At 72.6% G+C, this 10698-nt stretch carries 7 protein-coding genes; all 7 read right to left on the reverse strand.

The genetic code is table 11. The annotated features are described in order from the left end of the window. Positions 1-173 (reverse strand): ATP-binding protein (locus TU30_RS38490; protein WP_158719409.1); only part of this gene is annotated, 173 nt, incomplete at its 3' end. A 264-nt stretch (positions 174-437) separates the two neighbouring features. Then, complete coding sequence (locus TU30_RS32355; RefSeq protein WP_042177117.1) at positions 438-2531, reverse strand: ATPase AAA; 2094 nt, start codon at positions 2529-2531, stop codon at positions 438-440. A 490-nt stretch (positions 2532-3021) separates the two neighbouring features. Continuing rightward, positions 3022-4560 (reverse strand): prenyltransferase/squalene oxidase repeat-containing protein, encoded by a 1539-nt coding sequence (locus TU30_RS32360; RefSeq protein ID WP_042177118.1) that lies wholly within the window; start codon positions 4558-4560, stop codon positions 3022-3024. After that, positions 4557-5387, reverse strand: coding sequence for a family 16 glycosylhydrolase (locus TU30_RS32365; protein ID WP_042177120.1), 831 nt, complete (start codon positions 5385-5387; stop codon positions 4557-4559). Before TU30_RS32365 ends, TU30_RS32360 begins: the two co-directional genes overlap by 4 nt. Positions 5388-5410: 23 nt before the next feature. Beyond that, positions 5411-8575 (reverse strand): non-ribosomal peptide synthetase, encoded by a 3165-nt coding sequence (locus tag TU30_RS32370; protein WP_042177122.1) that lies wholly within the window; start codon positions 8573-8575, stop codon positions 5411-5413. A gap of 85 nt (positions 8576-8660) precedes the next feature. Then, a complete protein-coding gene (locus TU30_RS32375) occupies positions 8661-9491 on the reverse strand; it encodes a hypothetical protein (RefSeq protein ID WP_042177124.1) in 831 nt (276 codons plus the stop codon). Between the two features lie 220 nt (positions 9492-9711). Further along, positions 9712-10698: IS701 family transposase (locus TU30_RS32380; protein ID WP_052480006.1), on the reverse strand; the 987-nt coding region annotated here is incomplete at its 5' end.

Consider the following 10698-nt stretch of genomic DNA (forward strand, 5'->3'; position numbering starts at 1 on the left):
AAGATGTGCACCCAACCGGATTTCGCCGCGCTCTGGCTGAATTCGTGGAGGAGGGCGGTCTTGCCGATCCCCGCAGGGCCACTGACCAGGGCGATCGGGCCCGCTTCGCGGTCGCGTGCGGTCAACAGGTCATGCAATCGGGTGAGTTGTATGTCCCGTCCGACGATGGACATCCGCAGGTGCTCCTATGGTGCCGAGGCTTGGTATGTCTTCAACAATCCTGCAACTTCAGACAGTCCGCGGAACCTTCAGTGGTCATTGCCACAGGGATTTGGCGCAAGTGCGACCGTCGACAACGGCGATTCGGCCAACTTCGAAAGCCAGGGCAATTTTCCGCCTTGGGGTTCTTCAAAGAGGCGTAAAGAAAATGCGGCCCGGGGGAGTCCCCGGGCCGCACCTCTCGGACAGGTCTCGACCGTTCTCGGACGGTCCGCGCCTCAGGCGGCGAGCGGCTCCGGCAGCGGCCGGGTGTGCAGGACGTCGAGACGGGACACCGCACGCGTCACCACGACGTACAGCCGGTGCAGTCCGCGCGGCTCGGACTCGACGATCGCGGCCGGCTCCACCACGACGACATGGTCGTACTCCAGGCCCTTGACGACCGTCGCGGGCAGCACGGTCACCCGGGCGGCCGTGCCGACCTCCTCGGCCGTCGCCGTCTCGATGCCCGCCCGGCGTAGCGCCGCCGAGGTGGCGACGACCGCGTCGTCGGCGGCGATGACCGCGACCGACCCCTCGCGGTCGAGGGCCGCGCGGACGGCGGACACGGTGGCGGACGCCAGGTCGTCGACGGCGCTGACCGCCAACTCGCCGTCATGGCGCAGCGAACGGGCCGGCGGCACGTCCACGCCCAGGGCGCCCACGAGCCGGTTGGCCAGCTCCATCACCGCGGCGGGCACTCGGAAGCCGGTGGTCAGCGGGACGACCGTGGCCTGCGCCTTGCCCAGGTGCGTCAGCTGCTCCTGCCAGGTCCGCGCCGACCACGGCGCCGTCGCCTGGGCCAGGTCGCCCAGCACCGTGATGGAGCCGAACGCGCTGCGCCGGGCGATCGCCCGGCACTGCATCGGCGACAGGTCCTGGGCCTCGTCCACGACCACATGGCCGTAGCCCTCGGGGCGTTCGATGAGCCCCGCGACCTCGTCGAGCAGCAGCATGTCCTCGACCGACCAGGTGGCGCTCTTCTCCGACCGCGGAGGCTTCGCCCACAGCAGAGCCCGCTGCTCGGCGGCGTCGAACACCCCGTCCGCCGCAGCCTCCATCACCGCCGGATCGCTCAGCAGCGTGGCCACGACCTCCTCCGGCCGCGCCACCGGCCACGCTGCCTCCAGCAGCGCGGCGACCGGCTTCGAACGACCGATCTTGCGCGCCCAGGTCACGCTCTTCGGGCCGGCCCGCCGCTCGGCCTGCTGCTGGATCAGCGTGACCACCCGCGAACGCACATGCTCGCGGCCGATCCCGTACGGCACCCCCATGCCCCGCACCTCGTCGATGACCCGGGTCAGGTCGTACGAGTCCACCCGCCAGCGGTACGAGCCGTCGGTGACCGCGATGGACTCCTCCGGGTGCCTCACCCGGGCGTACAGTGCGCGCTCGAGGACGGTGGCCATACGGTCGCTGTGCTTCAGGACGCTGACCTCCTCGGAGTCCGCCTGCCGCACTGGGTGCCGTGCGACGACGTCCTCCACCGTCAGCTGGGCGATGTCGATCTCGCCCAGCGACGGCAGCACCTCAGAGATGTAGCGCAGGAAGGTGCGGTTCGGGCCGATGATCAGCAGACCGCTGCGCTGCAGCCGCTCGGGGAACGTGTAGAGGAGATACGCGGCGCGGTGCAGGCCGACGGCGGTCTTGCCGCTGCCCGGGGCGCCCTGCACACAGACCGACTCGTTCAGCTCGCTGCGGACCAGGTTGTCCTGTTCCGGCTGGATGGTGGCGACGATGTCGCGCATTGGGCCGAGGCGGGGCCGCTCGATCTCGGCGGCGACGATCGTGCTCGCCGCGTCGCCGCCGTCGTCGCCGCGGGCGTGGTCGAGGTGCTCGTCCTCAAGTCCGGTGAGGTCCTCGGGAGCGCCGTGGCTCCACGGCGCCCACCCGAAGCGCCGCCGCACCGCGACACCGCGCGGCTCCAGGGCGCTCGCCTGGTAGTAGGTGCGGGAGACCGGCGCACGCCAGTCGATCACCAGGGGCGGTGCGGCCGGGTGTTCCGAGACTCGCCTGCGGCCGATGTAGTACCGCTGCCGCCGGTGGTCCCCCGCCTCCTCGGAGTCCTCGAAGTCGAGCCGGCCGAAGAACAGCGGGCTGTCGGGCTCCTCCGCCATCTGCCGTGCGCGGGTGCGCAGGTAGCGGCCGAGCGCCTCGGCACTCGCGCCGTCACCCGACACGTCCTCGCCCGCGACGACCTGGTACTGGGCATCGTCCACCTGCCGGGTCATCGCCTCGCGGCACACCGCGACGTACGCACGCTCCAGGGCCAGCTCGTCGTCGAGTCCGACGGCCTCCTGGGTGCCGTACGTGTCCTGGACGTGTGACGTCATCGATCGACCTTTCCGAAGTGACGGCCTTGCGCGCCGCCCGACGAGGCCGGACGGCGAATTCCGGCTCCCAGCATAACTGAACCCGGTTAATAGACTGGCTGAGTTGCGTTATTGCTGGCCGGATACCGACGGCCTACGCGCAGTGCTCGGAGCGGGTGCGTACGACTGGGCGCGACCAGTGCTCCGCGCGGCCGGTGTCGACCGGGCCACGGCCGGAGATGCCGGGGGTCTGCTACCGCCGGGTCGCGGTCACGTTCCGAGCGGCCGGTTGTCGCCGGGCGTGCCCAGTGCTCCGGGGCTGTTTGCTGTCGGCCGCAACCAACGCTTCGCGGCGCCGGTGTCGCGGCCCGGGGCCACGCGTTTCTGGCGGCCGGTAGCCGCCGGGCGTGCCTAGTGCTTCGAGCGGCCGGGCACCGCCGGGTGGGACCAGCGGTGCCGGCGCAGCCGGCGGCTGGTGACCGCCGGCCGCCGACAGCGCTTCGGTGGCCCGTTACCGCCTGGCCGCGATCAGCGCGCCCAGCACCGCCGCCTGGACCAGCTGGCCGGGGGCGTACAGCTCCTTGCCGATCCACAGTGGGGGGTGGTATTCGGCGTCCAGGCCCTGTTTCAGGAGGAAGGCGCAGCCTCGGTGTACGGCCTGGGTCGCCTCCTCGGAGCGGGCGTCGCCGTCGGCGGTGAGTTCCAGCAGGGTGCGTACCGCGTAGGCGGTCTCCTCCGGTGTGCCGTCCCAGCGGCCCCAGGAGCCGTCCTCGTGCTGCCGGTGCAGGAGCCAGTCGACGGACCTGCCGAGGGCTTCGGCCGACGCCGGGCCGGCGTACCGGTGCAGGGCCAGGGCGCAGCGCATCGTCGCGAAGTGGGGCGAGGCGTGCCACTTGTCGGACCAGCTGCCGTCCGGCCCCTGGCGGTCGCGCAGCCACGACGCGATCCGGGCGACGGCGTCCCGGTACCGGTCCCCCTCAGCAGGACCGTCGGCCAGGTGGCAGCCCAGCGCCTCCAGGATGTGCGCATTGGTGGTCGTGGACGGCTCGTGCTCCGGGATGGTGGACATGAAGTGGCTGCCCGCGTCGTACTGCCACAGGTACTCCGGCTCCTGCGGCGCCCCCAGGCGGGCCAGGGCCGTCAGGACGATCGCGCTGGTCTCCGCCTCGTACGCGAACCCCGGCGCGGTCGGCGCCCCGGACCGGCCGGCGTCACCCGGCAGCTCCTTCAGCAGCGGAGCGAGCACCTCGCGCTCCACCCCCGCCGTCGCCAGGTTTCCGGCGATCCACGCCCGCTCGTAGTACACGATCGAGGTCATCGCGGCGACCGCGCCGGATCCCCGCTCCTGGGCCTGCCGCAGGAAGCGCACCGAGGGGTGCGCGGGGTCGGCCGGCTCCCGCGGGCCGAGCCAGGCGGCGGTCGCGGCAGCGGAACAGCCGACGACCCCGTCGACCGGCTCCATCTCGGCGGCGCCGACGGCCGCCGGGCCCACGATCTCCAGGTAGTGACCGGCGAGCGGGTTGCGCCAGGCACCCCCGCGCAGCCCACGCAGCGCCTCGTCGGTCAGCCCGTGCGGCAGCGCCAGCGGCTGCACCGGTCCGTCCCCGAGGACGGCGAGCCGGGCGTTGATCCCCTCCACCAGAGCGGGGATGACCATGAAGAACACGACCGTCGACGGCACCGGCTCCTCGGCGCTGCGCGCCACCAGCGCGGCCGCCGCCGCGAGCCCCCGCCGCGCGGCCTCGACGAGCGCCGCGGGCGGCAGCGGCAACTCGCCGCCCTCCCGGCCCAGCACGGCCAGTAGCGCCTCCGTCGCGCTCAGCGTCGGCACGAGGGCGTACCCGCCGGGGCCGCCCCAACTGCCGTCGGACCGCTGCTCGTCGAGGAGATACCGGACCCGGGCGGCGTCCCCGTCCAGCCACGGGGCCAGCGACACCAGCCGGGCCGTCTCGTACACCGAGGGACCCAGCGCGCCGGTCGGGTCGTCCAGCACCCGCTCGACCAGCTCGGCGACGAGCCTGTCGAGGTCCACGTCCGTGGGCGCGCTCACGCGGGGAGTTCCTCGGAGACGGTGATGCTGCCGACGAGCAGCGACGACGGCAGCGTCGCCGGGTCGGGGTCGCCCGGCAGGACCGGGCCGCCGGGGCTGCCGATGATGATCGCCAGACAGAAGTACACGGGCTGGTCGAACAGCCAGCCCTTCGGAGTGGTGTCCTGCGGGGTCAGCTTCAGGTACTCGCGGCCGTCCAGGTACCAGGTGATCGAGTCGGGGCCGCGCCGCCAGACCGCCGAGTAGGTGTGGAAGTCCGCGCTGAGCGGGCTGCCGTCCTCCGTGGTCGTACGGGCGCCCATGCCCAGGGACGGGATCTGGTGGCACTCGGGGGAGTGGACGGCACCCCACACCGAGTCCGGCTCGGAGCCGAGCGCCTCCAGGACGTCGATCTCCCCGGCCCGGTACCACGCCTGCACCGGGTCCTCGTCGCCCCGGTGCCGCAACTGCGTGCCCCAGGCCCACAGCGCGCAGTCCAGGCCCGGACCCGCTGCGGTCTTCACCCGGGCGTCCAGGCGCAGCGCGCCGCCGGGCCGCGGCACGAAGTCCTCGCGCCGGGTCTCCAGCCACGCCGCCCGGTACTCCCCGTCCTCGTGCGTGGCGGTGATCCGCAGGTGCCCGGCGCCGTCGAGGCCGACGTTCGCGGGGTCGTCCGTGTGGAACTCGATGCCGGCGCCGAACGGCTGCCCGGTGACGACCTGCCACAGGGCGGGGTCGGGCGGGGACCCGGCCGGGCCCTCGAACGTGTCCTGCCACAGGACCTTCCACGACGGCGGCGCGGTCGCGGCGGCCGGGAAGGTGGCGTGCTTCTGGTTCACGGTCTCCATGTCTTTCTCGGGCTCCGTCTTCCTCAGTTGCCCGGGGCCGACGGTGCGGCGGCGTCCGGATCGAGATGCTCGGCCATGGTGAGCGGGGTGGGATGGGCGAACAGGTCGGCCAGGCGCACAGGCACACCAAGCTTCTTCTCGATGCGCTGCACGAGCTGCGCGCCGAGCAGCGAATGCCCGCCGCTGTCGAAGAAGTTGGCGTGCGGGCCGAGGTCGGTCCGGCCGAGCGTGCTCTGCCACAGGGCGAGCAGCCGCCCGGCCGTCCCCGACTGCGCCTCGGGCGAGGCCTCGTCCGCCCCCGCGGCCGCACTGCGCTCGGAGCGGAGCTGCTCGGCGAGGCGGGTCAGCGCGAGATGGTCCCGCTTCTCGTTGGCGGTGGTCGGCAGCGACTCCAGCACGACGATCTCCTGGGGTACGGCGGCGGAGGGCAGCAGGGACCGGGCATGGGCCGTCAGCCCGGCGGTGTCCACCTCGGCCACGCCGTCCCCTCCCTCCGCTCCTTCCGCTCCTTGCGCCGGTTCCACGAACGCGACTAGGGCGGCGTCCGGCCCGCCGCGCCCCACCACGACGACGGCGACGTCCCGTACGTCCGGACGGTCGAGCAGCACCGTCTCCACCTCGCCCAATTCGATCCGGTGGCCGCGCAGCTTGATCTGGCGGTCGGTCCGGCCCAGCAGCTCGACGCTGCCGTCGGGCCGCAGCCGGGCCAGGTCGCCGGTGCGGTAGTGGCGCCCGTACGCGGGATGGTCGCGGAAGCGGTCCGCCGTCAGCTCGGGGCGGTTGTGGTAGCCCAGCGCGACGCCCGCCCCGGCGATGCACAGCTCGCCCTGCACACCGACCGGCAGCTCCCGGCCGTCCGGGTCGACGACGAACACCTGGGTGTTGGCGATCGGACGGCCCACGTCCACGCGGACCACCTCGTCCGGCACCGGCCCCGAGGTGGACCAGATGGTCGTCTCCGAGGGGCCGTACACATTGAGCAGTGAGCCGCCCGAGGCGGCCAGCGTGCGGGCCAGCGCCGGCGGCAGCGGCTCCCCGCCGCAGACCAGGCGCCGGCCGGCGAGCTGCCCGTCCGCCGCGTCGGCGACGACCCGCCAGGTCGTCGGGGTGGCCTGCACGATGCCGACGTCGTGCGCGACGACCTCGGCGAGCAGGGCGCGGCCGTCGGTGCGGGCCTCGTCGGAGGCTACGACCAGCCGTCCGCCGCACACCAGCGGCAGGAACAGCTCCAGGGCGGAGATGTCGAAGGCGAAGGTCGTCAGCCACAGCACGGCGTCGTCCGCGGTGACCTTCAGCTCCTCGGCGAAGTGCTGGACCACGTTGGCGAGGCTGCGGTGGCCGACCAGGGTGCCCTTCGGCTTCCCCGTCGAGCCGGACGTGTAGATCAGGTAGGCGCAGCAGTCCGGATCGGGGCCGCCCGCACCGGGGTCCGGCAGCGGGCCGGAGCCGTCCCGCGCGAGCGGCTCCAGCGGAACGACCCGCGCCCGGACCCCCTCGGGCAGCTCCACGCCCGGCGCCGTGAGCACCGCCTGCGCGCCGGAGTCCTCCAGGACGTACGCCAGGCGCTGCACGGGGTGCTCCGGATCGACGGGCAGATACACCGCTCCGGCCAGCCACACCCCGAGGGCCGCGGCCGCGAGTTCGGGACCCCGGGGCGCGGCGAGCGCGACGATGTCACCGGCCCTCACCCCGGCGTCCGCCAGGACGACCCGGGTGTGCTCGGTGGCCCGCCACAGCTCGGCGTACGTCGTGCTGCGACCGTCGCCCACGACGGCCGGCGCGGACGGCGTCAGCGCCACCCGCTCCCGCACCGCCGCGAGCACGTTGGGCGGATCCACCGGGCGCGCGGTGTCGTTGCTCGCGGCCAGCACGGCGAGGTCGGAGGGCCCGGCCAGCGGTAGTTCGCCCATCGGCCGGTCCGGCCCCTCCGCGGCCGCGAGCAGCAGCGCCTCGAAGCGTTCGAGCAGCCCCTGTACGTCGGCCTGGTCCAGCACCTGCGTGTAGTACGCGGCCCGGACGGTCACCTTGTCCGCCGAGGACAGGAAGAAGAACTCCAGGTCGAACTTGCTGAAGCCGTTCTCCACCGGGAGCCTGCGGGCCGTGGTGTCGCCGAGGGGGAAGCTCGTACGGCCGTCGTCCGGAACGTAGTTGAACAGATGGCGGAAGACGGTGTTGCGCCAGGAGGCGCCGCCGTCCCTGCGCAGTTCCGGCAGCAGGACGTCGACCGGCACATCGGCGTGGGCGACCGCCCCGAGGAACGCGTCGCGGGCGGTCCGCACCAGGTCGCGGAAGCCGCCGCCGAGGTCGACGGGTATGCGCAGCGGCAGGGTGTTGACGTGGTAGCCGACGGCCCTGGACGCCTCGCGCGCCCGGACGTTGACCGGGGTGCCCACCACCAGGTCGGGACCCGCGCCGTGCCGGGCCAGCAGCAGGCCGTACGCGGCCAGCAGCACCACCGCCTCCGGCGCGCGCAGCTCCTTCTGCAGCCGGCGCAGTACCTCGGTCGCCCGCGGGGACAGGTCGGCCGTGATCTGGTCACCGGTGAGGGTCGGCTCGGGAAGATCCTCGCTGCCGCACCACAGGGCGAGGCCCGCGGCGTCGGCCCCGGCCAGCTGCCCGCGCCAGTACTCCATGGCAGCCGCGCGCGGAGCGGGCTCCTGGTACGGCGGCTGCGCGGCCAGCAGCTCCGCGGGTGGCGCGGCACCGGCCGCGAGCGCCGTGTACCCGGCGGTGAACTCCTCCAGCAGGACCGCGCCGGAGACCGTGTCGAAGACCAGGTGGTGGACGGCGAGACAGAACGCGTCGCCGTCCGCGCACCTCACCTGCGCGGCCCGCACCAGCGGCCGCCCGTCGATGTCGAAGGGACGCGCGATGAACTCCCCGACGACAGCGGCGACCTCACCCGGCTCTGCCGCCAGCTGCTCGGCCTCGATCCGCAGGGCAGCGGGGTCGAGCACCTCCTTGACGAGGCCCGCCTGCTCCTGCCGGAACACCGTGCGCAGCGCCTCGTGCCGGCGCAGCAGCAGATCGACCGTGCCCTGGAGCGCCGGGTCGAGCAGCGGCCCGTCGGCCTGAAGGGCGACGGAGAGGTTGTTGACCCCCTTGACGGGCACCAGCTCGTCCAGGAGCCAGAGGGCGTGCTCCTTGCTGTCGGCCGGGCGGGACCGGACTTCCGTTGCTTCTGGCATTCCAACCGTTCCGTGGGTTCGCGGGAATTCGCGGTGGGGCGTACGTACGGGATTCGCGCGTACGGGACGTGCGCTACGTGACTTCTCAGGCGGGCCTGTCCGCGCCGAGCAGCTCGGTCACCGTGCGGGTGACACCGGGGTCGCGCAGCAGGTCGACGTGCGGGACGTCGACGCGCAGTTCCCGGCCCACGGCGATGTCCTGGCCGGCCGCGCGGGAGCCGTTCAGACCGCTCGTGGGCGACGAGGACGTGACGACAACGGCCTCCCGCCACGCGGGCAGAGGGTCGATGTCCGCGGCCGCGATCAGATAGCCGACGAACGACGCGAAGACCGCGGTGATCTCCTCCGTCCGCTTGGCGTCCAGCTCCAGCCGGTCGAAGGCAGGCTTGGCGGTACGCCGGTACACGTCGAGGAGTTCGGCGCCCAGCGCGGCCATCGTCGTGTGCTGCTCGTGCGCCCGCCGCGCCTCGTCCGCCGCCTGCGCGGTCTCCTCGGCACTCAGCAGGGCGGACATGGAGTCGAGGACCTTGTAGAACTGCGAGTACAGGGACAGCGGGCCGGACTGCTCGGGGTCGAACAGCACCAGCGCGGGCGCCTGTTCCTGCCGGGCGGCGAGGCGCTGCGCGATCGCGCCCGCGTAGACGCCGCCGACACAGAAGCCGAACACCGCGCGGACCGGGCGGCCGTCGGCCGCCACCTCCTCCAGCCACCGCTCGACGGGGTCGGCATCGCCGGCACCGGTCCCGGCCTCCTGGGGAATCGTCTCCCAGATCGAGCAGGGCAGCAGGTCGCCCAGACCCGAGGCCAGATCGGTGAAGCGGCCCTCGGCCCGGCCGGTGGCGTCGAAGTCCACGGCGAGCACGAGCTCGTGCGCGTCCGCGTTGCCGAGAACCCGCCACGTCTGCGGATCGGTCATGGTTCGGGATCCCCCATGGTCTGTGGAAAACACTGCGTTCGGTTCGGTGGAAAACGGTGAACTCGCGTTCGTGGAGAACGGTGAATGCACGTCCGAGGACGGTGAATTCGTTTTCGGGGACGGTGAATTCACGTCCGTGGAATACGGAGAATGCGCGGTCACGCTAACTTCGCCTCCTGGCTCGGATAACCCCTAGTACTCCAGCCGTAGATCGTGATCTTCATGCTGGCTGGACGTCTTGGCGCCGGTAGTGGGCGGTCTTGGCCCGGGCTTGGTGGCGTCGTCGCCACTGCGACCAGCCCAGCCGGTGCGCCATGTCGTGGGCGGCATGGGTGACGAGCGTGGTGAACAGGTGCTGGATCTCGTTGCGGGTCAGCGGACTCAGTGCGCTGGTTGTCTGGTGCTGGTCACGTTCGAGTGCGGTCACCACAGCAAGGAAGGCGTGGGCGAGCATGGCGAGGGTGACCCAACGGTGCCAGGAGGTCCAGCGTCTGACCTGGTGTTCGTCGAGTCCGGCCAGTCCCTTCGACGATTGGAATGTCTCCTCCACCGTCCAGCGGCGCCCCGCGGTCCTCACCAGGGTCTGCAGGGTGGTCGGGTGGGTCGAGTAGCAGAGGTAGTGGGCGAGTTCGCCGGTGCGGCGGTTGCGGTGGACGAGGAGGTGCCGGTGGCCGGGACGCTCGTCGGTGACATGGGCCAGGGCCCAGTCGTAGTGACGGTGGCCCTTGGCTCCGGCTCCTGCGGACAGCTTCTGCCAGGCCCGTTTCGGGATCCGCCGGGCCAGGAGGTCGGCGCGGATCTTTCCGGCAGCGGTGGTGATGTGGTGCCGGCAGGAGACGGCGAGGACGTAGTTCTGGCCGCGTTGCTCCAGGGTGGTCCGCAGGTGGGTGTTGTTGCCGTAGACCTCGTCGCCGGTGACCCAGTCGGCGGTGGTCCCGGCGTCCAGGGCGCGTTCGATCATCCGGGCGGCGAGCTGGGGTTTCGTCGCGAAGGTGTGGGTGTCGGGGATGCCGGCCGAGCGGCAGCGGTCCGGATCGTCGGTCCAGGAGCGGGGGATGTAGAGCTCGCGGTCGATCGCCGTGTGCCCGCGTGGGGCGGAGTAGGCGAGGTAGACGGCGACCTGGCTGTTCTCGATGCGTCCGGCGGTGCCGGTGTACTGGCGCTGGACGCCGACGGTGTGGGTGCCCTTCTTCAGGTCGCCGGTCTC

The organism is Streptomyces sp. NBRC 110035 (assembly GCF_000829695.1).
Classification (GTDB): Bacteria; Actinomycetota; Actinomycetes; order Streptomycetales; family Streptomycetaceae; genus Streptomyces.

Bases quoted from the DNA above. Each gene is read 5' to 3' on its own strand.
- TU30_RS32370 (WP_042177122.1), bottom strand. From the start codon at position 8,575: ATGCCAGAAGCAACGGAAGTCCGGTCCCGCCCGGCCGACAGCAAGGAG.
- TU30_RS32355 (WP_042177117.1), bottom strand. From the start codon at position 2,531: ATGACGTCACACGTCCAGGACACGTACGGCACCCAGGAGGCCGTCGGA.
- TU30_RS32375 (WP_042177124.1), bottom strand. From the start codon at position 9,491: ATGACCGATCCGCAGACGTGGCGGGTTCTCGGCAACGCGGACGCGCAC.
- TU30_RS32365 (WP_042177120.1), bottom strand. From the start codon at position 5,387: ATGGAGACCGTGAACCAGAAGCACGCCACCTTCCCGGCCGCCGCGACC.